Raw genomic sequence first — 20,475 nt, forward strand, 5'->3', positions numbered from 1 at the left:
GGCGCCGAGTTCATCAAGGCCTCGGGCACCAAGAAGCCGGTCGTCGGCTTCATCGCCGGCCGCACGGCTCCTCCGGGCCGCCGCATGGGCCATGCCGGTGCTGTGATCTCCGGCGGCAACGACACCGCCGACTTCAAGATCGATTTCATGAAGTCGGTCGGCATCGCCGTCGCCGACAGCCCCGCCAGCCTGGGCTCCACCATGCAGGCGATTTTCAAAGGGTAACCGTTCCCCCCGCGGGGCCGCCGTCCGCGACGGTCCCGCGGCCTTAGCCAAGCCTTCTGTCACTCACGCCATCAGCCGCAACAGACAGGCGCAACCAACGCGCCGGACCCCGAGGGAGATGGGACATGAAAGCGCAAGCCCAAAACAGCATCCTGGCCCGCCGCATCATCCATGACGACCCCAGCGAGGGCGCCGCGGCCATCATCAAGACCGCGATCATCGAGACGCCGCGGGTGAAGAACGACAACGGCAAGGAGGCCAAGGCCGAGCGCGGCCAGGTGGTCCAGTCGCTGTGTCGCGCGCTGAACATCCTGACGATCCTTGGCTCCAACGACGGTCCGATGACGCTGACCGAATTGTCGGAGGCCGCGAACCTGTCGCCCTCCACCACCCACCGCCTGCTGACGACGCTGCAGTACGAGCGCTATGTGCGCTTCGACCAGAGCGCGCGCGGCTGGGTGGTCGGCGTCCAGGCCTACATGACTGGCGCCAATTTCCTGAAGACCCGCAATCTGGTCGATGTCGCCCGTCCCCGCATGCGCCGCCTGATGGAGGAGAGCAGCGAGATCGTCAATCTGGCGGTCGAGGAGAATGGCGAGGCGCTCTATCTGGCCCGCGTCGGCGGTCCGCGCGCCGCCCAGGTCGCGGTGCCGCAGGCCGACCGCACGCTGCTGCACTGCTCCGCCGTCGGCAAGGCGCTGCTGGCCGGCATGCCCGAGACCAAGGTGCAGACCATCGTGACCCAGCGCGGCATGCGCCAGTTCACCCGCAGCACCCTGTCGTCGCTGCCGGCGCTGTACCGTGACCTGACGCTGGTCCGCACCCGCGGCTATGCCCTGGACCAGGAGGAGCGGGTGTCCGGCCTGCGCTGCGTCGCCGCTCCGATCTTCGACGAGAATTCCCGTGTGATGGGCGCCCTGTCGCTGTCCGGCTCCAGCCGGCGCATCGAGGACGCGCGGCTGCGCGCGCTCGGCGAAATGGTCAAGCGCGCCGCCGCGGCGGTGACGCAGGAGCTGGGTGGCCGCGTGCCGGTTCCCAACTGATCCATCCCTGACAAGGGACAAAGAGACGCTTCAAGCAAGAGAACGCCAAGAGCTGACGGCAGGTGGTGCACGTTGGCATTCCTCCCTGGCGCACTTCGGGCCGCATTCCTCACGGGATGCGGCCCTTTTTCTTGATAAAAGGGCCGTTTCCACGGGATGGAAAAGCGTCTTTTTTCTCGGGAAAATCGGCGTGGGCGGTGCGATTGTCTGTCTCGGGAAAGGCGTTCCTTTCTCATCGGGCGGATGTGTTGTTTTGCATGTTCGCGCTTCTCTCGGAGACTGGCCGTGCTGTGTGCAGCACGGCCATTTTTTCTGATTTTTCCGCAGGGCGAAATCGGATCCATCGCCGCGTGGACTGGCCGTCCGCCGCGACGACACAGTGCCCCCCCAGACCTTTCACAAGAACAGGGCAGGGGAGTGATCCGAATGGCAGAACCCAGACAGATGACGGCAATCGAGGTGAGCCAGCCCGGCAAGCCGGAGGTGCTGATCCCGGCGCGCCGTCCGGTTCCCGATCCGGCGCCCGGCGAGATCCGCATCGCCGTCCAGGCCGCCGGCGTCAACCGGCCGGACGTGCTCCAGCGGCTCGGCAAATACAACCCGCCGCCGGGCGTCACCGACATCCCCGGCCTGGAGGTCGCCGGCACCGTCGATGCGCTGGGCGAGGGGGTCGAGGGCTGGCGCATCGGCGATCCGGTCTGCGCCCTGCTGGCCGGCGGCGGCTATGCCGAGTACTGCGTGGTGCCGGCGGCGCAGTGCCTGCCGATCCCCGAGGGTCTGTCGATGGCCGAGGCGGCGGCGCTGCCGGAAACATTCTTCACCGTCTGGTCGAACGTGTTCGAGCGCGGCGCGCTCCAGCCCGGCGAGGCGCTGCTGGTCCATGGCGGCACGTCCGGCATCGGCACCACGGCGATCCAGCTGGGGGCGGCCTTCGGCGCACGGGTCTTCGCCACCGCCCGCGGGGCCGAGAAATGCGCCGCCTGCGTGCGGCTCGGCGCCGAACGCGCCATCGACTATGCCGAGGAGGATTTCGTCGCGGTGGTGAAGGAGGCGACCGGCGGGGCCGGCGTCAATGTGGTGCTGGACATCGTCGGCGGCGATTACGTCGCCCGCAGCATCGACGCGCTGGCGGTCGAAGGCCGCTATGTCTGCATCGGCTTCGTCCGGGGTGCGACGGCCAACGTGAACTTCTTCCCGGTGATGACCAAGCGGCTGGTGCTGACCGGCTCGACCCTGCGGGCGCGGCCCATCGCCTACAAGCAGGCGGTGGCGGAGCAGCTGAAGGCGCGCGTCTGGCCGCTGGTCGCCGCCGGCACGGTCAAGCCGGTCGTCCACGAGGTCTTCCCGCTTGGCAACGCCGCCGATGCCCACCGGCTGATGGAGAGCAACCAGCATGTCGGCAAGCTGGTGCTGGCGGTGGGGTAAATCTCCCTCTCCCGCCCCGGGAGAGGGAAGGGGCCCAAGCGAAGCTTGGGAAGGGTAAGGGGTAATCCAAAGATATGAGATTCATGTCCGGATCGCCCCTCACCCTCCCGCCTTCGGCGGGTCCCTCCCTCTCCCGGGGCGGGAGAGGGCGTTAATTCCGCCTCAATCCAGCATCGGCAGCCCGGTCTCGATGCGGACCAGCGCGGCCAGCAGCGGGGCGCCGATGTCGCGGCGGACGAAGTTGCTGGCCTTCTCCGCCGCGTTGATCGCCAGCTGGAAAGTCCGGCGCCAGCGGTCGTCGTTGTAGAAGACCTTCTCCGCCTTGGCCCGCTGCGCCAGCAGGCCGGGGCGGCGGCCGGCGGCCTCGTCCACCAGCTTGTTCAGGCGGTTCATCAGATCGTTGGCGACGGCCGGCTCGCCGCGCTTCATCGCCGCTTCGATCAGCTCGGCGAAAGCCTCGCCGCGGGTGTCGATGTCCGCCACCTGCTCGGCGTAGGCGACCGCCATGCCCGCCTCGCCGCGCTTGGCGAGCCGCCCCAGCACCGCCGGGATGGTCCAGGGATTCTCGTCCTGCACGGTGCTGAGCAGGCCCAGCGCCAGCTTCGGCTCGCCGATGTCGGCCGCCGCCACCGCCAGTTCCGGCGGGCAGCAGTCGCCGCGGGTTTCCTTGAATTTCGAGAACTGCGTCTCGACCGTGTTGAGGAACAGGGTGCGGGCCTGCGCCTCCTTGCCGGCGCGCAGCAGGGTCTGGGCGACCAGCCCCAGCTCCCAGGCGCAATTGTGGCTGGAAGCATAGCTCTTGGCCTCGTCGGCCAGCGCGTTGGTCAGGCCGCCGTCGCCACGCCACGCCGCCGCCTTGGCGATGTCGGCGAGGTTGTAGATGCGGGTCGAGCAGTCGTTGATCTGCCGGGTGATGTCGAGCGCCAGCGGCGTCTGTCCCATCAGCGACAGGGCGCGGGCGACGAACAGGTCCTGGCCGGAGCTGTCGGCGACGCCGCCGCGGCGGACCGCGCTGACGAAGGGCGCCATGATCTCCTTGGCGCGGCCGACATCGCCCAATTGCTGGTAGGCGACGGCCAGCGACAGCCAGTCCCAGCGCGCCGCGTTGATCGGCGTCTCCACCGGCGGCAGCATCTCGCCGATGCGGTGGAGGAAGCACAGGCTGTTCAGCTGGTCGTTGCAGACCAGCGCCCGGATGCGCGAGCGGAATTCGTAGAAGTCGAAATCGCCGACGAACTGGTTGGTGACGAGCTGCACCGCCAGCGGGCTGTCGGGATATTTCGTCACGATGTCGTTGAACAGCTTGTCCGCCTCCTTCAGCAGGCGGCCCTCCTCGGCGACGTCATAGGTGTTGTCGGCCTGCCGGATCAGCTGCAAGGCCTGGACGAACAGGCGGTTGGCCGGGCCGGGGGTGCCGGAGGCCGGGTTGTCCGCCCCGCCGCCGTCCTGGTCCTGCGCCAGCACGGTCTGCTTCGCCCCGTCCTGCTGCCCGGCCATATCCTGTACCGCCGCGTCCTGCGCCGATGCGGGACCGGCCGCGAACGCCACCGGCAGGCTCAAGGCTGCGGCGACGGCGGCGGTGCGGAGAACGGCGAGGACACGGGATAGGGCGGAGGCCATGGCGGTCGGGGTTCAACCCTGGATGTTTGGGTTCGGGAGCAGACGGACGTAGCTGACGACGCGTTGGACGTTGGGCACCGAACGGGCGTGCTGGAGCGCGCGATCCAGCTCTTCCTGCGAACTGGCGACCCCCATCAGATAGACAACGCCATCGACGGTATCGATGCTGTAGTTCTGGCTATGAATATCCGCATCGAACGTGATGTGGCTGCGGATCTGGGTCGAAATCCAGGTGTCGCGGGCGGTGTCCATGATGCTGGACCCGTTGTCGATCTGGATTTCGTTGATGACTTCCTTGACGCCCTGCGCCTGCCAGACGAGGCGCACCGCGTCGAGCCGCATCTGCGCGTCGGCGGCGCGGCCGGTCAGCAGGACGCGGCCCTGGTCGACGGTCAGCCCGATGCGGTTGGTCAGGTCGATGGAATGCTGCAGCCACAGCGAATTGATGCGGGCGCGGATTTCGGTGTCGCTGACGAAGCCGCCGAAGCCGCGTTCCTGCGTCGCCACGACGGCGGTCCCGCCCGCGGCGCCCAGCACCAGCGGCCCGCAGCCGGCCAGCGAAACACCGGCGGTGCAGGCGAGTGCGAAGACTGTCCAAAGGCGGCTCGAACCCGTCACAGTGTGCCTCCTTTCGCCTGCATGGCCAGCGCCGGGCGGAATCGGCGCGCGGCCGGAAAAAGTCACGGCGGAACAGTCTTTGCAATGGGGAAATTCGAGGCTTTCACCAGTCATCGTCACTTTGTCCCGAGGTGATGCACGGATGTTGCAGTCGCTGCGAGTGCGAAGGGATGTCCGCGAAGCACAGGTCGCCGCGATGCCTTCGCCAGTCTCACGGCGAAATCAGGCGAAAGCTGGGCTGGAAAGCACGCCGGCGATTTCACGGGCCAGGACGCGGGAAACCACCCGCCGGGCGGTCGCGTCGCGCAGGATTTCCTCGTCCCTGGGGTTGGAGAGGAAACCGGTTTCCACCAGCACCGACGGCACGTCCGGCGCCTTCAGCACCGCGAAATTGGCTGCGCGCATCGGGTTTTCGAGCAGGCGCAGCTCCTTGCCCGCCCCCTCCACCAGAATCTGGCGGGCGGCCAGCGAGGCATGGCGGGTGTGGCGCGCCGTCAGGTCCATCAGGATGTCCTTGACGATCCGGCCGCCGCCGACCGCCCCCGGCTTGCCGAAGCGGTCGGCCTGGTTTTCCTGCTGGGCGAGGCGGGAGGCGAAGGAGTCCGATGCCTTTTCCGACAGGATGTAGGCGGACAGGCCGCGGGCATCGGCATTGGGGGCGCTGTCGGCGTGGATCGACACGAACAGGTCGGCCCCGGCCTCGCGCGTCAGCGCAACCCGGTCGTCCAGCGCCAGGAAGCGGTCGTCGCGCCGGGTCAGCCGGACGGCGACACCATGCCGCTCCGCCAGGATGCGCGCCACGTCGCGGGCGATGTCCAGCGTCACCTCCTTCTCGAAGGTGCCGCGGGTGCCGATGGCGCCGGGATCGTTGCCGCCATGGCCGGGGTCGAGCATCACCAGCCGCGACCGCGACGAAGTGCCGCCGGCCGGCTTGCGGTCGGGCCGCCGGCCCGACGCCTGGGCGCTGCCCGAACCCAACGGCTGGGCCAGCGCCAGACCGGCGGCGCCGAAGGCGGTTAACCAAAGCTTGCTGAGCCCGAGCCCAAGCAGCTGTCGTCGATCCATGGCCAAAAATACCGTGCTGCAAAGGAGGGAAGGCATCGGCACCAGGCCGTGCCAGCCGTTCATCTAGCCTGAATCATTAACCAATGCGGCGGCGCAAAAGTATTGTCAAGGCCGGCCAGATTACCGTTTCTGAATATTTGTGGGCATTCGGTAACCGGGGCAGACTTGACGTGCCGAGGATTCGACAGAGGTCATTGGTTGCTTGATGGCGAATTGAAAAAGCGCTAAAATTTTAGCGATCAGCTCGGGAGGTGTCGATGTTGAGGAAAGCACTGTTCAACATCATCCGGCAAGAGCAGCGCGATATCGAGGACAAGCTCGAACGCGAGGGACAGCAGCAGAGTCCTGACGTCCGCCGGATCGTCGGCCTGCAACAGGAGGCCACCAGCCTGCGTCGTGAGTTGGAACATTTCCACGACGTTTGACCCCGGCCGTCGGCTTTGGCCGACCGGTGTCTTTCAGGTGGGTCGCCACTGAATTTTGTGACCGATGGGTCACGCCCCCTTCTCCGCAGGACCGCGGGGAGGGGGATTTTTGTTTCCGGGTCCTGTTTCCAGGGAAGGGAAGAGGGGGATGTCCCGGCACCTCACCCCAGCTTGGCGTATCCGCGTTCGATCACCCGCTCCGCGGCCTCGTAAACCGCCAGCATCTGCTCGTAGGCCGCGCGCAGCCGGGCGAGGTCCGTGACGGCGGCGGCGTCGGGGTGCCGGGACTCCGACATCTTCAGGCCGGCACGGATATAGTCGGCGCGCAGTTCGGCCACCCGCACCGCCATCCGCAGGAAGGAGTCGCGGTCGAGGTTCGGCAATTCGCGCCCGATGACCTCGCAGTTGGCCTCCAGGATCGCGGCATCCATGTTTTCCAGGAAATGGCGGATGCGCTGGCTGCGGCTGCTGTCGGCGGCGTCCGCCGTCATCAGCTTGTCGACCTTGCCCTTGGTGTATTCACCGATGATCTTGCCGCCGGATGCCATGGGGGGACTCCGTCTTCCTCCGCCGGCCGGTCCGGCCGCCGTCGCCGATTGTCGCACCGCCGGCCGGCCGATGCCAGAGCGGCGTGGACCGCCCGGCATCGGGGGCACACGCGCTTGACGGCACAGCCATGTGCACACCCGCTCATGAAGCGGGTGCAACATCGCGGCGTTCGTGCTAGGGAAGCCTCCCCCTTTTCTTGCTGTTACGTCATGGTGGACGCGCGATGTCTGAGACCGGCTCCGACTATATCCTCACCGTTTCCTGCCCCGACACCGTCGGCATCGTTTTCGCGGTGTCCGGCTTCCTGGCGGAGCGGAGCTGCAACATCATCGACAGCGCGCAGTTCGGCGACCGCATCTCCGGCCTGTTCTTCATGCGCGTCAGCTTCAACGGCAACCCGGCCGGGCCCGGCAAGGCGCAGCTGGAGGCCGACTTCGCCGCCCAGGTGGCCGAGCGCTTCGGCATGACCTGGAAGATCCACGACGCCCGGCGCCGCCCGCGCGTCCTGATCATGGTGTCGAAGTTCGGCCACTGCCTGAACGACCTGCTGTACCGCTACCGCACCGGCTATCTGCCGATCGAGATTCCGGCCATCGTCTCCAACCACCGCGATTTCTATCAACTGGCGGCGTGGCACAACATCCCGTTCCACCATCTGCCCGTCGGCTCCGACAACAAGGCGCAGCAGGAAGCCCGCCTGCTGGAGATCGTCGACGAGGAGAAAATCGACCTCGTGGTGCTCGCCCGCTACATGCAGGTGCTGTCCGGCGCGCTGTGCGAACGGATGGCCGGCCGGGTGATCAACATCCACCACAGCTTCCTGCCCAGCTTCAAGGGCGCCAAGCCCTACCATCAGGCCCATGCGAGAGGCGTGAAGCTGATCGGCGCCACCGCGCACTATGTCACCTCCAACCTCGACGAAGGCCCGATCATCGAGCAGGAGGCGGAGCGTGTCGACCATACGATGACGCCCGACGACCTGGTGGCCATCGGGCGTGACATCGAGAACATCGTGCTGGCCCGTGCCGTCCGCTACCACGTGGAGCATCGTGTGCTGCTGAACGGCAACAAGACGGTGGTCTTCCGCTAAGCCCACCGCTTTCCAGGCCAGTCCACTTCAGGACAACCGTGCCGGCTGGCGCCGCCCCTCAATGGGGCTGCGCCGTCTCGCGGGCATCTTCCGGCTGCGGCATGAACACGGCCCGTGTGATCGCCTGTTCGATCTGGTCGCGGGTGAAGGGCTTCGGAATCACCGGGCCCAGATGCTCCAGCCCGTGCTTGGCCAGATCGTCCGGGAAGGCGGTGACGAAGATCACCGGCAGGAACCGGCGGGCCCGCAGCTCGCGCGCCACTTCCAGCCCGTTGTCGCCGTCGGCCAGCCGGATGTCCATCAAGGCCAGCGTCGGCCGGTGCTCCGCCGCCAGCGACAGCGCCTCGTCCATCGTCGCCGCGTTGCCGCAGACGATGTGGCCCATGCCGCGCACCGTCTCCGCCAGATCGTAGGCGATGATGGCGTCGTCCTCGACGATCAGGATGGTGGCGGTCAGCCGGGCTCGGACACGCTCGCGGGCGTGGCTCAGCCGTTCCACCGCGTCTTCCGGGGCAAGACCCAGCACGGCGGCGGCCTCGCCGACCGGCAGATCCTCCAGGTTGACCAGCAGGTAGAGCCGGCGGTCGGTCTCCGCCAGCGTCATCAGCGCCGATTCCACCGGATGGTAGGGCGCGACCGCCGGGGGCGAGCCGTCCTCGTCCTGCAGTTTGTGCAGATGGCGGTAGAGCGTACCGCGCGACGTGTCGTCGCCGCGGCCGCTCTCCGCCTCGTCCGCCTCCAGGTACCATTCCAGGGTGCGGGTCACCAAGGCGTCCCCCCGCCCGTTCGTCCCGGTCAGCGCGCGGGCGTAGCGGCGCAGGTAGGGCAAATGCTGCATGAAGTGACCGGTGTACTGCTCCATCTCTCTCCCCGTGCCTTTCTGCGGCGCGTGTTCCTGGCATCCACCCGATGTGCCGTTTCCGGGACCCCGGATACGGCCGGTGCAACTCGATCTCTCCCGGGCGCCTGTTCCCGGTCAGCATGTCCGGCGCTGAAATCCGGCGACCGGACCGCCTGGGCGGCCCTGCCGAAGATCACGACGCCATCGCCGCTGCTTCGATCAGCAGACTGACTCATCCCGAGCGGCAGCGGTGAAGTTCATATGGCGCAGTCCGCGGCCTAACGGGAGTGAACCCGAAAGATTTATTCGAGATACCGACAACGGATTACTCAGTATGAATACTATGCAGCAAGGCCGGATCGGGGGCTCCGGGGCTTGCCGGCGGCCTATGACCGGCATGGCATAGGGGATGCCGGAGGGGGAGACTTAACCGTTCGGAAAGGCTTACAAGCCTACTCTGTCTTCGCCCCCCAGCACCGGTCTTTCCGGTGCCGTGCGGGGGCGAGGCGAGTGTTCCCGATCCTCGTGCGCGCCGGCCACCCCCCAGGCCGGCGCGTTTTTCTTTTCCGCCAAGGCAGCGATTCGAATCGCCGACTGTCCTGCTCGGGAACCAACCGTCAGCGGCGGTGTTGGAAGTGGCATGGTGTGAGTCCTCCCTGAACCGCCAATCCTAATCGCCGCCGGGCGCCGCCGCGACATCACGCGGGTGGCGCCGGCGGCGAACTTTTATCTGCCAAGATAACGGCCATGTCGCCGCTTCGCTTCCGTCAATCGGGGACTTTCACAAGCCGGCACTTGCAACGCGTTTAATCCAACGTTAAGGACATCGGCACACGGTTGGGGTATGGCGTCTTTGGGCGCACCCTGCCGTTTCAGGGCCGGCGGACCTGTGCCGGCCGGGGTTATCGCGTGGGCTGCCGCATCGGGTCCGGGTTTGTGCATGGAAGACCAAGAGTTGGATCGGTCCCTGATGGACGGCATTCCGCCGGATGAACTGGCCGACTTCGCCCGGTGGCGGGAGCGCGTGCGCGGCACGAACATTTCCGAGAAGACGCTGCTGGCGACCGACTATCTCAATCACTTCAACGAAATCGTGATGCTGATCGAGATGATCCCGGACATGCCGGACATGCTGGAGGAATGCCGAATCTGGCAGCCGAAGAGCTATGCCGAGCATTTCCGCGACAGCGGCTTCTCCGACAAGGAACTGGCGATCGAAGCCTACGGCCATGTGCCGTCCAAGTTCCTCCGTCCCTTCGAGGACACCATCGCCCAGGCCCATCAGGTGATCGCCCACACGCTGGAGCGGATCGGCACCGACATCGACAGCGGCGATCCCGACAAGCTGCGGATGGACTGCCAGACCTCCGTCGCGATGATCCACCGCATCATCCAGGTCGCCAACGGCATCATCCACGGCACCGCCCACGTGATGGAGCAGGGCGAGATCGATCTTTACCTGCAGAACGGCTGACGATCGGCAGGCCGACCCGTACTTTCGTTCCAAATCATGCGTCTTACCAACGAAAAACTGGCCTTTTCAGTCACTTGTCCCGGCACGAATGGCGATTGATGGTGCACCCACCATTCGTTCGTTGCATGGCTCAGTTGCTCCCCCTGGCACTATAGTCGGATCATAAAAGATAAGACGGAGGCGTGTTCATGCGTCCTCTGCGGGGGGAGATGGAGCATTGCCCATGAAGGGATGCGCATTCGCGCCGGCCGACGGCATGGCCGTGTCTGAACCGCGCGTGTGGCGGCCGGGTCCGCCCACCGATCACGCCGGCCCTGTTCTTCCCGTCCTGCAACGGGGGGGGACGACTCAGCGCATGACGCCATCCGGACATTTGGACAGCTTCACCCGCGACCGGCTGCCAGCGCCGTCGCAGCGCCCCGACCTGATTCTCGACCGTCCCGAACTTCAGTATCCGCAGCGTCTCAACGCCGTGTCCGCCCTGATCGACGGCTGGCGCGAGCGCGGCTGGGACGGGCGTCCCTGCCTGATCGGCGGCGATGGCGAGGTCTGGAGCTATGGCCGGATGCGCGACACCGTCGACCGCATCGCCCGCGTCCTGACCGAGGATTACGGGATGGTCACCGGCAACCGCGTCCTGCTGCGCGGTCCCAACACGCCGATGCTGGCCGCCTGCTGGCTGGCGGTGATCAAGGCGGGCGGGGTGCTGGTGCCGACCATGCCGCTGCTGCGCGCGCCCGAGCTTGCCGACGTGCTGAAGCGCGCCTCCATCGACATGGCGCTGTGCGACACGCATTTCCTCGACGATCTGGAAGAGGCGGCGCTGCCGTCGCTGCGCATCGTCGGTTTCCGCGACGGCGAGCTGGAACACCGCATCGCCACCAAGCCGCCGGGCTTCCAGGCCGCCGACACGGCGCAGGACGACGTCGCGCTGATCGCCTTCACCTCCGGCACCACCGGCACGCCGAAGGCCGCCGCCCATCTGCACCGCCATCTGCTGGCGATCTCCGACCTGTCGCCGCGCTCCGTGCTGGGCACGACGGCCGAGGATGTCTTCTGCGGCTCGCCGACGCTGGCCTTCGCCTACGGGCTGGGCGGGCTGCTGCTGTTCCCGCTGCGCATCGGCGCCTCGGTGATCCTGCTGGAGCGCGGGACCGCCGACCGGCTGATCGAGGCCGCCACCCGCCACAAGGCGACGGTGATGGTCACCGTGCCGACCGTCTATCGCGGCATGATCGGCCGCATGGCCGCCGACCCGGCGCTGGCGAAGGGGCTGTCCGGCCTGCGCCTCTGCATCTCGGCCGGAGAGCCGCTGCCGCAGCAGACCTTCGAGGGCTGGCGCGATGCCACCGGCCTGGAGATCCTCGACAGCCTGGGCACCACCGAGCTGTTGAACGCCGTGTTGCATGCCGTGCCCGGCAATGTGCGGCCGGGCTCCACCGGAAAGCCGGTGCCGGGCTATGAGGCGATGGTGGTGGACGACCAGTTCCGCCGGCTTCCCCCAGGCCAAGTCGGCCGGCTGGCGGTGCGCGGGGCGACCGGCTGTCTCTATCTCGACGATCCGCGCCAGGAAAGCTATGTCCAGCAGGGCTGGAACCTGACCGGCGACGCCTTCCACGTCGATGAGGACGGCTTCTTCTGGTACCACGCCCGCACCGACGACCTGATCGTCTCGGCCGGCTACAAGATCTCCGGACTGGAGGTCGAGAACATCCTGCTGAGCCATGACGCGGTGCAGGAGTGCGCGGTGATCGCCGCGCCCGACCCGGTGCGCGGAACCATCCCCAAGGCCTTCGTCGTCCTGCGCGACGATGTCCGTCCCGACGAGCGCCTGGCGGAGGAGCTGCAAGCCTTCGTCAAGGACCACATCGCGCCCTACAAATACCCCCGCGCCGTGGAGTTCCTCGACGCCCTGCCGCGGACGGAAACCGGCAAGGTCCAGCGCTTCAAGCTGCGCCGCCGCGCCTGGCAGCCGGACGAGGCGGAGTAACGCCTTTACCGGGGGAGGCCGGCGAAGCGGGTCAGCCGGATGTTGCGTGCCTCCAGCAGGGCGGCGAACTCCGGCCCCCGCAGATAGTCGTATTCGGCGCGCCGCGGCTCGACCAGCGTGTCGACGCGGCGCAAGTCCTCGTCGGGCAGGCCGGGGTGGACCATCACCAGGGTCCGGCCGCCGATCCCATCGAGGAAGCGCGGCATCAGGTCGGCGAAGGGGCGGCTGCCGGCGAAGTCGTAGACTCCGGCGAAGCGGTCGTTGGCCGGAATGCCGCGCTCCCGCACCATGCGCCTCAGCCCGCCGCCCAGCCCGCCGATCAGCAGCGTCTTCGGCACCGCCACGCCCCGGCGCAGCACCGCCGCCACCGGCTCGCCGCACAGGCGGACATAGGCGCCCGGCAAGCTGGCCAGCGCCTCCGCCACCGCATCGCGGACGACCGGCAGCTGGTGGATGTGTTGGTGGCCGTCGATATAGTCGGGCGGGGCACCCCAGGCGTCGGTGAAGGCGGCGATTTGGCGTGACTGTTCGTCACGGATTTCTGCCCGTGCCGCCGGCGCATTCAGCGTCCCGCGATAGGCCCAGCCCATCAGCCGCCCCAGCGGCGGCAGCCGTCCGTCCGGCGCCAGAATCGGCATCGGCCCCAGCGGCGGCTGGTCGGTCAGGGTGAAATGCAGCCCGACGTCGGCCTTGCCCTTCAGTTCGCGCAACGCATCCGCGCCGCTGCGCCAATGCGGGCAGAGGCTCATGACCGAGGTGGCGGTCAGCCGGCCCTGGGCGATCAGCTCGCGGATGGCGGCGTTGACGCCGGGCGCCAGCCCGTAATCGTCGGCACAGAGCAGCAAGGGGGTGGATGCGGTATCGGTCATGGCCGGACGGATGCGGGTGGCGAAGGTCCGGCCAAGATGGGAGGGCGGCCCTTGCCGATCAAGCGATACCGGTTGGCATGCCGCTCAGGCTGCTTTGCCTGCCGGTTCCGCCGCCGGCCTGCGGGCTTGCAGGGTGGCGAGCATCACGCCGGGCAGCACCAGGAGCACGCCCATCAGGTGGAAGCTTTGCAACGGCTCGGACAGCATTGCCCAGGAGGCCAGCGCCGCCCACAGCGGCGACACGTACAGCGCGGTGGAGGCGCGGGCCGCGCCCATCATCACGATGGTCTTCTGATAGGCGAGCAGAGCCAGCACCGAGGCGAACAGCGCCACGGCGACGATCGACAGGACGGTGGAGACGGAAAAGGGGACCGGCCGCACCGCCACCGTCTCCCACGCATAGAAGGGCGCCAGCACCAGCACGCCGGCCAGCGCATTGGCGGCGAAGGCGGTGACCACCGGCAGGGGTGTGCCCGATTGCCGCAGCAGGATGGTGTAGACCGACCAGGACACCGCCCCGGCCAGCACCAGCAGGTCGCCGCCATTGAAGGACAGGTGCCGCAAAGCCTCCAGGTCGCCGCGGGTCAGGATCACCAGCACCCCGGCCATCGCCAGCAGGATGCCGAGGATCTGCCGCGGCCGGATGGCGTCGCCCAGCCAGACCGCGGCCAGCGCCAGGATCATCGCCGGGCTGGTGGCATAGATCAGGCTGGCGTTGGTGGCGCTGGTCCGCTCCAGCCCGTAATAGACGATGGCCCCTGAAATCCCCTGGCCCAGCACGCCCAGCAGCAGGTAACGCCGCCATTGCGCCTTCAACTGGCCGCGGTGGGCCAGCAGGCCCGGCAGGGCGAAGGGCAGCACGATCAGGAAGGCGATCAGCCAGCGCCAGAAGGCCAGCCCGATCGGCGGCACCACATGCGCCGCCGCCCGCCCGACCACGGGGTTGGAGGCGAGCAGCGCGGACCCGACGATGTAGAGGCTGTAGGCGGCCAGCGGCCCGGACCGCAGGGAGGACGGCAGAAGCGGAAAGGGCATGCCGGACCGGTATCCGAAAAATGGTTTCATGGCAGGTGCAACCCAGCCTAGCATGGGGCTCGCCGCCCGACTTCACGGCGGGTGCGCATGGCAGCTGGCCACCTCCAGCGGCTGCGCGCATTTCCCCGGCGCCCCACCCGCATGGCCTGATTCGGTGGGGCAGGAAGCTGCCGGTTCGGTCAACCGGATGGTTGGCTTTGCAACTGTTTCGTTTTTGGGGGCGAAAATGTATCCATACGGACGTATTGGCGCCACGAATTGTGCTCTGCGCCACGGTATAGCCACGTATGCATGTAGGCGTTGACAGGCGCCTTGGGCTCGCGCCAAATGGCGACGCTATTTCCAAAGGCGTTCTGGCAATTTCCATACGCTCCAATCGGAATCGGGAGGCAAGACGAATGAAGCGCATCCTGCTGGGTGCCGGGCTTGGTATGGCCGCGGCGCTGGCGCTGTCGGCGCCGGCCCAGGCGGCGAAGACCCTTGTTTATTGCTCCGAGGGTAGCCCCGAAAACTTCAACCCCATGTTGAACACGACCGGCACCAGCTTCGACGTTGCTCTTCCGGTCTACAACAACCTCGTCCAGTTCGAGCATGGCGGCACCAAGGTCGTTCCCGGCCTTGCCGAATCCTGGACCATCTCCGACGACGGGCTGGTCTACACCTTCAAGCTGCGTGCCGGTGCCAAGTGGCACAGCGTCGGCGATTTCAAGCCGACCCGCGACGCCAACGCCGACGACGTGATCTTCTCGTTCGAACGCCAGTGGAAGCCGGATCATCCCTTCCACAAGATCTCCGGCGGCGCCTACGATTACTTCAACGACATGGCGATGCCCAAGCTGTTGAAGTCGATCGAGAAGGTCGACGACCTGACGGTCAAGTTCACGCTGAACGCGGTCGAGGCGCCGTTCCTGGCCAACCTCGCCATGCCGTTCGCCCCGATCATGTCGGCCGAATATGGCGCGATGCTGCTGAAGAAGGGCACGCCGGAGAAGCTGGACCAGGTTCCGGTCGGCACCGGTCCCTTCCAGTTCGTCGCCTACCAGAAGGACGCCGTCATCCGTTACAAGGCGTTCGAGCAGTATTGGGGCGGCAAGCAGCCGCTCGACAACCTCGTCTTCGCGATCACGCCCGATGCGGCGGTTCGTCTGGCCAAGCTGAAGGCCAACGAATGCCAGATCATGCCGTATCCGAATCCGGCCGACATCGACGGCATGAAGAAGGACACCTCCATCGTCGTCCAGGAGCAGGAAGGCCTGAACGTCGGTTACGTCTCCTTCAACGTGACGAAGAAGCCGTTCGACGACGTGCGCGTCCGCCGCGCCGTCAGCATGGCGCTGGACAAGAAGGCGACCGTCGCCGCGGTCTATCAGGCTGCCGGCGTCCCGGCCAAGAACCCGATTCCGCCGACCATGTGGTCGTACAACGACGCCATCGAGGATTATCCCTACGACGTCGAGCGCGCCAAGAAGCTGCTCGCCGACGCAGGCTATCCCAACGGCTTCGAGACCGACCTGTGGGCGATGCCGGTGCAGCGCCCGTACAACCCCAACGCCAAGCGCGTCGCCGAGATGATGCAGGCCGATCTGGCCAAGGTCGGCATCAAGGCGAAGATCGTGCAGTACGAGTGGGGTGAATACCGCAAGCGGATGCAGCAGGGCGAGCACCAGATGGGCATGCTCGGCTGGACCGGCGACAACGGCGACCCGGACAACTTCCTCTACACCCTGCTGGGTTGCGAGGCTGCGCGTCCGGGCGGCAACAACCTGTCGAAGTGGTGCAACAAGGAGTTCGACGACCTCGTCGTCCAGGCCAAGCGCACCACCGACATCGCCGCGCGCACCAAGCTGTACGAGCAGGCGCAGGTCATCTTCAAGGAAGAGGCGCCGTGGTACACCATCGCCCATTCGGTGGTTTACACGGGCCTCGCCAAGAACGTCGTCGGCTACAAGATGGACCCGTTCGGCGTCCATCGCTTCGAAGGCGTCGACCTGAAGTGATGTGAGGCGCGCCCTCTGCAAAATGGGGGTGCGGCAATGAGCGTACAGGATTGGAGGCGTGGAGTTCCGCGCCTCCAATCCTTTGAAACGAAGGACATTCCCAACCCTGCGCAAGCGGGAGAGGGCCGGAGTGGGGGCAGGTGCCCCTGATGGAACGGGGCGTTGCCAAGTCAGCGCTCCGTTCCAGTTTTCACCGTAGTTTTAAAAAACGAGTACCCGTCGATGCTTCGCTTCATCCTGACGCGGGTAAGCTTGGTGATTCCGACTTTTCTCGGCATCACCTTTCTGACCTTCATCCTGATCCGGCTGGTTCCCGGCGACCCCATCGAGGTGCGCGTCGGCGAACGGGGTATCGCGCCCGAACGGCTGGCCGCCCTCCGCCATGAACTGGGTCTCGATCAATCGCTCTGGCAACAGTTCCTCGATTATGTCGGCAACGTGCTGTCCGGCGATTTCGGCCTGTCGCTGGTCACCCACAATTCGGTGCTGAGCGAATTCGTCACCCTGTTCCCGGCGACGCTCGAACTGGCGCTGTGCGCCATGCTGTTCGCGACGCTGGTGGGGCTGCCGGCCGGCATCCTGGCGGCGGTCAAGCGCGGGTCGCTGTTCGACCACGGCGTGATGGGCGCCAGCCTGACCGGCTATTCCATGCCGATCTTCTGGTGGGGCCTGCTGCTGATCCTGTTCTTCTCGGTGGCATTGGGCTGGACCCCGGTCTCGGGGCGCCTGGATCTGGTCTATTACGTGGAGCCGGTGACCGGCTTCATGCTGATCGACACGCTGATGGCCGGCGAGTACGAGGCGTTCCGTTCGGCGCTGTCGCACCTGATCCTGCCGACCATCGTGCTGGGCACCGTGCCGCTGGCCGTGGTGGCGCGCATGACGCGCTCGGCCATGCTGGAGGTGCTGGGCGAGGATTACATCCGCACCGCCCGCGCCAAGGGCCTGGCCGACGGCCGGGTCATCGGCATGCACGCGCTGCGCAACGCGCTGATCCCGGTGGTGACCGTCATCGGCCTGCAGGTCGGCACGCTGCTGGGCGGCGCCATCCTGACCGAAACCATCTTCTCCTGGCCGGGCGTCGGCAAATGGCTGATCGAATCGATCAACCGCCGCGACTATCCGGCCCTGCAGGGCGGCGTCCTGCTGATCGCCACCTCGGTGATCCTGGTCAATCTGCTGGTGGACGTGCTGTACGGCGTCCTCAACCCCCGCATCCGTCACGCGCGGTGAGGCCAATCCATGTCCGCTGAACTCTCGACCAATCCAGAGCCCGCCGTCCCGGAACCGGTCGCCGTGTCGCGCCCGCCGCACCCGCTGACCGAGTTCTGGTATCACTTCAAGCAGAACAAGGGCGCGCTCGGCGGTCTGGTGGTGATCGCGCTGATCGCGCTGATCGCCATCTTCGCCGGCGTCATCGCCCCGCACAATCCCGACATCCAGTACCGCGACGCCATCCTGACCCCGCCGGTCTGGCAGGAGGGCGGAAGCTGGAGCTACATCCTGGGCACCGACGACATCGGCCGCGACATGATGTCCCGCCTGATGTACGGCGCGCGGCTGTCGATGATGATCGGCCTGATCGTCGTCACCCTGTCGCTGGCCGTCGGGCTGGGGCTGGGGCTGGTCGCCGGCTTCTTCGGCGGCATGGCCGACGTGCTGATCATGCGCGCCATGGACATCCTGCTGGCGCTGCCGTCGCTGCTGCTGGCGGTGGTGGTGGCCGCCATCCTCGGGCCGGGGCTGGTGAACGCCATGCTGGCGGTGTCGGTGGTGGTGATCCCGCACTATGCCCGCCTGACCCGCGCCGCCGTGCTGGCCGAGGTTAACAAGGACTATGTCGTCGCCTCGCGCGTTGCCGGGGCCGGGCCGCTGCGCCTGATGCTGATCGTGGTTCTGCCCAACTGCGTCGCCCCGCTGATCGTGCAGGCGACGTTGGGCTTCTCCACCGCCATCCTCGATGCCGCGGCGCTGGGCTTCCTCGGCCTCGGCGCGCAGCCGCCGACGCCGGAATGGGGCACCATGCTGGCCTCCTCGCTCCAGTTCCTCCAGCGCGCCCCCTGGGTCGTGACCTGGCCCGGCATCGCCATCCTGGTGACGGTGCTGGCCTTCAATCTGTTGGGCGACGGTCTTCGCGACGCGCTCGACCCCAAGCTGAAGCGTTGACCTCATGCCTCTTCTCGACATCAAGAACCTGTCGGTCGAGTTCACCACCCGCGCCGGCACCTTCCGCGCGGTGGATGGCATCGACCTGACCGTGGACGAAGGCGAGGTCGTCGGCATCGTCGGCGAATCCGGCTCCGGCAAGTCCGTCACCTCGCTGGCGGTGATGGGGCTTCTCGGCTCCAACGGCCGCGTCGTCGCCGACCGGATGATGTTCGGCGGCCGGGACCTGCTGACCATGCCCGCCGCCCAGCGCCGGAAGATCACCGGCAAGGACGTCGCCATGGTCTTCCAGGAGCCGATGACCAGCCTGAACCCCTGCTTCACCGTCGGTTTCCAGATCATGGAGACCCTGCGCGTCCATGAGGGGCTGTCCGGCAAGGCGCTGCGCAACCGCGCCATCGCGCTTCTGGAGCAGGTCGGCATCCCGGCGCCGGAAACCCGCCTGTCGGCCTTCCCGCACCAGCTGTCGGGCGGCATGAACCAGCGCGTGATGATCGCCATCGCCATCGCCTGCAACCCGCGCCTGCTGGTGGCGGACGAGCCGACGACGGCGCTGGACGTCACCATCCAGAAGCAGATCCTCGACCTGCTGGTCCAGTTGCAGCGCGAGCGCGGCATGGCGCTGATCCTGATCACCCACGACATGGGCGTGGTGGCGGAGACGGCCCAGCGCGTCGTCGTCATGTATGCCGGCCAGGTGGCGGAAACGAGGCCCGTCCAGTCCCTGTTCGAACGGCCGCGCCACCCCTACACCGGCGCCCTGCTGGATGCGCTGCCGGAGCGGGCGCTCGGCAAGCGCCGGCTGCCGACGATTCCCGGCATGGTGCCGGGCATCGCCGACCGGCCGGCCGGCTGCCTGTTCAGCCCGCGCTGCCGCTTCGCCGACGCGCGCTGCCGTGCCGAACGTCCGGCGCTGTTCGATGTGGACGACGGGCGTGCGCGCTGTTTCTACCCGCTGCCGGACGGCCATCCCGCCGCCGGGGAGGCGCTGTGATGAGCATCCAGACCGAACCCCATATCTTCGAGGCCTCGGCCGGCAATTCGGTCGTGCTGGAAGCCCGCGACCTGCGCAAGCACTATGCGGTCAAGCGCGGCGCCTTCAAGCCGATGGCGACGGTGAAGGCGCTGGACGGCGTGTCCTTCCGCCTCCAGGCCGGCAAGACGCTGGCGGTGGTCGGCGAATCGGGCTGCGGCAAGTCGACGCTGGCCCGTTCCGTCACCATGATCGAGCCGCCCAGCTCGGGCGAGCTGCTCTATGACGGCCGAGAGGTCGTCGGGCGCAGCGCCGCGGAGATGAAGGAGCTGCGCCGCACGGTGCAGATGGTCTTCCAGAATCCCTACGGCTCGCTGAACCCGCGCAAGACGGTCGGTTCCATCCTGACCGAGCCGCTGGTCATCAACACCGCCATGGACAAGCACGAGCGGCGCGACCGCGCGGTCGCCATGATGGGCAAGGTAGGCCTGCGCCCCGATCAGGTCGACCGCTATCCGCACATGTTCTCCGGCGGCCAGCGCCAGCGCATCGCCATCGCCCGCGCCCTGATGCTCAATCCGCGCGTCGTTGTCGCGGACGAGCCGGTGTCGGCGCTCGACGTGTCGATCCAGGCGCAGGTGCTGAACCTGATGATGGATTTGCAGGAAGAGCTGAACCTCGCCTACCTGTTCATCTCCCACGATCTCAGCGTGGTGCGGCACATCGCCGATTCGCTGATGGTGATGTATCTGGGCAAGCCGGTGGAGCATGGCGCCAAGGACGTGGTGTTCAGCCGTCCGCGCCACCCCTACACCCGCATCCTGCTGGCGGCGACGCCGCGGGTGAACCCGGATCTGCGGATGGACCGGGTGGTACCGAAGGGCGAGCTGCCGTCGCCGTTGAACCCGCCGCCCGGTTGCTCCTTCCACAAGCGCTGCCCCTTCGCCACCGAGCGCTGCTCGGCGGAGGTTCCGCCGTTGCGTACCGTCGACGAGCGGCTGGTGGCCTGTCACTACGCCGAACAGATGGACTGACCGGCGGCAGGACATTTGCCCCGACGGATTGCGGTA

At 67.2% G+C, this 20,475-nt stretch carries 18 protein-coding genes and 1 pseudogene; 12 read left to right on the forward strand and 7 right to left on the reverse strand.

Annotation, left to right across the window (positions count from 1 at the left end; all coding sequences use genetic code 11):
* The 3 genes and pseudogenes from CRT60_RS15870 to CRT60_RS15880 form a co-directional block, all read left to right on the forward strand.
* Positions 1 to 225 (forward strand): annotated as a pseudogene (locus CRT60_RS15870) (succinate--CoA ligase subunit alpha); the annotation flags it as partial.
* 125 nt (positions 226 to 350) lie between these two features.
* A complete protein-coding gene (locus tag CRT60_RS15875) occupies positions 351 to 1,268 on the forward strand; it encodes an IclR family transcriptional regulator (protein WP_098737493.1) in 918 nt (305 codons plus the stop codon).
* 426 nt (positions 1,269 to 1,694) lie between these two features.
* A complete protein-coding gene (locus tag CRT60_RS15880) occupies positions 1,695 to 2,693 on the forward strand; it encodes an NAD(P)H-quinone oxidoreductase (RefSeq protein WP_098737495.1) in 999 nt (332 codons plus the stop codon).
* 162 nt (positions 2,694 to 2,855) lie between these two features.
* Here the strand turns inward: CRT60_RS15880 and CRT60_RS15885 are convergent, their stop codons facing one another.
* From CRT60_RS15885 to CRT60_RS15895, 3 genes are all read right to left on the reverse strand, one after another.
* Positions 2,856 to 4,313 (reverse strand): hypothetical protein, encoded by a 1,458-nt coding sequence (locus CRT60_RS15885; RefSeq protein WP_098737497.1) that lies wholly within the window; start codon positions 4,311 to 4,313, stop codon positions 2,856 to 2,858.
* Positions 4,314 to 4,325: 12 nt separating this feature from the next.
* Entirely contained in the window at positions 4,326 to 5,045 is a 720-nt protein-coding gene (locus CRT60_RS15890) for a BON domain-containing protein (RefSeq protein WP_244592525.1), read from the reverse strand.
* A gap of 108 nt (positions 5,046 to 5,153) precedes the next feature.
* On the reverse strand, positions 5,154 to 5,996 hold the full coding sequence (locus CRT60_RS15895; protein WP_098737501.1) for an N-acetylmuramoyl-L-alanine amidase family protein: 843 nt from the start codon (positions 5,994 to 5,996) through the stop codon (positions 5,154 to 5,156).
* 257 nt (positions 5,997 to 6,253) lie between these two features.
* On the opposite strand from CRT60_RS15895, the gene CRT60_RS36465 reads away from it, so the two are divergent.
* Positions 6,254 to 6,421, forward strand: a complete 168-nt coding sequence (locus tag CRT60_RS36465; protein ID WP_167421722.1) for a hypothetical protein — start codon at positions 6,254 to 6,256, stop codon at positions 6,419 to 6,421.
* Between the two features lie 161 nt (positions 6,422 to 6,582).
* Here CRT60_RS36465 and CRT60_RS15900 read toward each other — a convergent pair whose 3' ends face one another.
* A complete protein-coding gene (locus CRT60_RS15900) occupies positions 6,583 to 6,969 on the reverse strand; it encodes a hypothetical protein (RefSeq protein ID WP_098737503.1) in 387 nt (128 codons plus the stop codon).
* 224 nt (positions 6,970 to 7,193) lie between these two features.
* Between CRT60_RS15900 and purU the strand changes: the two genes are divergently transcribed.
* Positions 7,194 to 8,060 carry a formyltetrahydrofolate deformylase gene (gene purU, locus CRT60_RS15905; RefSeq protein WP_098737504.1) on the forward strand — a complete coding sequence of 289 codons (867 nt, stop codon included), beginning with the start codon at positions 7,194 to 7,196 and terminating at the stop codon, positions 8,058 to 8,060.
* Positions 8,061 to 8,118: 58 nt separating this feature from the next.
* On the opposite strand, the gene CRT60_RS15910 is transcribed toward purU, so the two are convergent.
* On the reverse strand, positions 8,119 to 8,922 hold the full coding sequence (locus CRT60_RS15910) for a response regulator (RefSeq protein WP_098737505.1): 804 nt from the start codon (positions 8,920 to 8,922) through the stop codon (positions 8,119 to 8,121).
* Between the two features lie 949 nt (positions 8,923 to 9,871).
* On the opposite strand from CRT60_RS15910, the gene CRT60_RS15915 reads away from it, so the two are divergent.
* Positions 9,872 to 10,375 carry a hypothetical protein gene (locus tag CRT60_RS15915; protein WP_042704187.1) on the forward strand — a complete coding sequence of 168 codons (504 nt, stop codon included), beginning with the start codon at positions 9,872 to 9,874 and terminating at the stop codon, positions 10,373 to 10,375.
* A gap of 355 nt (positions 10,376 to 10,730) precedes the next feature.
* On the forward strand, positions 10,731 to 12,365 hold the full coding sequence (locus CRT60_RS15920; RefSeq protein WP_098737506.1) for an AMP-binding protein: 1,635 nt from the start codon (positions 10,731 to 10,733) through the stop codon (positions 12,363 to 12,365).
* A gap of 5 nt (positions 12,366 to 12,370) precedes the next feature.
* Here CRT60_RS15920 and CRT60_RS15925 read toward each other — a convergent pair whose 3' ends face one another.
* Entirely contained in the window at positions 12,371 to 13,234 is an 864-nt protein-coding gene (locus CRT60_RS15925) for a ChbG/HpnK family deacetylase (protein WP_098737507.1), read from the reverse strand.
* 84 nt (positions 13,235 to 13,318) lie between these two features.
* Entirely contained in the window at positions 13,319 to 14,269 is a 951-nt protein-coding gene (locus tag CRT60_RS15930; protein ID WP_244592526.1) for a DMT family transporter, read from the reverse strand.
* Positions 14,270 to 14,667: 398 nt separating this feature from the next.
* Between CRT60_RS15930 and CRT60_RS15935 the strand changes: the two genes are divergently transcribed.
* The 5 genes from CRT60_RS15935 to CRT60_RS15955 all read left to right on the forward strand — a co-directional run bounded on the left by CRT60_RS15935 (position 14,668) and on the right by CRT60_RS15955 (position 20,439).
* Complete coding sequence (locus CRT60_RS15935; RefSeq protein ID WP_098737509.1) at positions 14,668 to 16,266, forward strand: ABC transporter substrate-binding protein; 1,599 nt, start codon at positions 14,668 to 14,670, stop codon at positions 16,264 to 16,266.
* A 222-nt stretch (positions 16,267 to 16,488) separates the two neighbouring features.
* Complete coding sequence (locus tag CRT60_RS15940; protein WP_098737510.1) at positions 16,489 to 17,499, forward strand: ABC transporter permease subunit; 1,011 nt, start codon at positions 16,489 to 16,491, stop codon at positions 17,497 to 17,499.
* Between the two features lie 9 nt (positions 17,500 to 17,508).
* Positions 17,509 to 18,432, forward strand: coding sequence for an ABC transporter permease subunit (locus tag CRT60_RS15945; protein WP_098737511.1), 924 nt, complete (start codon positions 17,509 to 17,511; stop codon positions 18,430 to 18,432).
* 4 nt (positions 18,433 to 18,436) lie between these two features.
* Positions 18,437 to 19,426: an ABC transporter ATP-binding protein gene (locus CRT60_RS15950; protein ID WP_098737512.1), complete on the forward strand. Its 990-nt coding sequence runs from the start codon at positions 18,437 to 18,439 to the stop codon at positions 19,424 to 19,426.
* A complete protein-coding gene (locus CRT60_RS15955) occupies positions 19,426 to 20,439 on the forward strand; it encodes a peptide ABC transporter ATP-binding protein (protein WP_098737513.1) in 1,014 nt (337 codons plus the stop codon). The genes CRT60_RS15950 and CRT60_RS15955 overlap by 1 nt, the downstream gene beginning before the upstream one ends.
* Positions 20,440 to 20,475 lie beyond the last annotated feature (36 nt).

The organism is Azospirillum palustre (assembly GCF_002573965.1).
GTDB lineage: Bacteria > Pseudomonadota > Alphaproteobacteria > Azospirillales > Azospirillaceae > Azospirillum > Azospirillum palustre.

Excerpts from the sequence above, each read along its gene's own strand:
- CRT60_RS15935 (WP_098737509.1), top strand. The coding sequence starts at position 14,668 with ATGAAGCGCATCCTGCTGGGTGCCGGGCTTGGTATGGCCGCGGCGCTG.
- CRT60_RS15880 (WP_098737495.1), top strand. The coding sequence starts at position 1,695 with ATGGCAGAACCCAGACAGATGACGGCAATCGAGGTGAGCCAGCCCGGC.
- CRT60_RS15920 (WP_098737506.1), top strand. The coding sequence starts at position 10,731 with ATGACGCCATCCGGACATTTGGACAGCTTCACCCGCGACCGGCTGCCA.
- CRT60_RS15950 (WP_098737512.1), top strand. The coding sequence starts at position 18,437 with ATGCCTCTTCTCGACATCAAGAACCTGTCGGTCGAGTTCACCACCCGC.
- CRT60_RS36465 (WP_167421722.1), top strand. The coding sequence starts at position 6,254 with ATGTTGAGGAAAGCACTGTTCAACATCATCCGGCAAGAGCAGCGCGAT.
- CRT60_RS15910 (WP_098737505.1), bottom strand. The coding sequence starts at position 8,922 with ATGGAGCAGTACACCGGTCACTTCATGCAGCATTTGCCCTACCTGCGC.
- CRT60_RS15930 (WP_244592526.1), bottom strand. The coding sequence starts at position 14,269 with ATGCCCTTTCCGCTTCTGCCGTCCTCCCTGCGGTCCGGGCCGCTGGCC.
- CRT60_RS15875 (WP_098737493.1), top strand. The coding sequence starts at position 351 with ATGAAAGCGCAAGCCCAAAACAGCATCCTGGCCCGCCGCATCATCCAT.
- CRT60_RS15940 (WP_098737510.1), top strand. The coding sequence starts at position 16,489 with ATGCTTCGCTTCATCCTGACGCGGGTAAGCTTGGTGATTCCGACTTTT.
- CRT60_RS15900 (WP_098737503.1), bottom strand. The coding sequence starts at position 6,969 with ATGGCATCCGGCGGCAAGATCATCGGTGAATACACCAAGGGCAAGGTC.
- CRT60_RS15885 (WP_098737497.1), bottom strand. The coding sequence starts at position 4,313 with ATGGCCTCCGCCCTATCCCGTGTCCTCGCCGTTCTCCGCACCGCCGCC.
- CRT60_RS15915 (WP_042704187.1), top strand. The coding sequence starts at position 9,872 with ATGGACGGCATTCCGCCGGATGAACTGGCCGACTTCGCCCGGTGGCGG.
- CRT60_RS15955 (WP_098737513.1), top strand. The coding sequence starts at position 19,426 with ATGAGCATCCAGACCGAACCCCATATCTTCGAGGCCTCGGCCGGCAAT.
- CRT60_RS15895 (WP_098737501.1), bottom strand. The coding sequence starts at position 5,996 with ATGGATCGACGACAGCTGCTTGGGCTCGGGCTCAGCAAGCTTTGGTTA.
- CRT60_RS15945 (WP_098737511.1), top strand. The coding sequence starts at position 17,509 with ATGTCCGCTGAACTCTCGACCAATCCAGAGCCCGCCGTCCCGGAACCG.
- purU (WP_098737504.1), top strand. The coding sequence starts at position 7,194 with ATGTCTGAGACCGGCTCCGACTATATCCTCACCGTTTCCTGCCCCGAC.
- CRT60_RS15890 (WP_244592525.1), bottom strand. The coding sequence starts at position 5,045 with ATGACTGGTGAAAGCCTCGAATTTCCCCATTGCAAAGACTGTTCCGCC.
- CRT60_RS15925 (WP_098737507.1), bottom strand. The coding sequence starts at position 13,234 with ATGACCGATACCGCATCCACCCCCTTGCTGCTCTGTGCCGACGATTAC.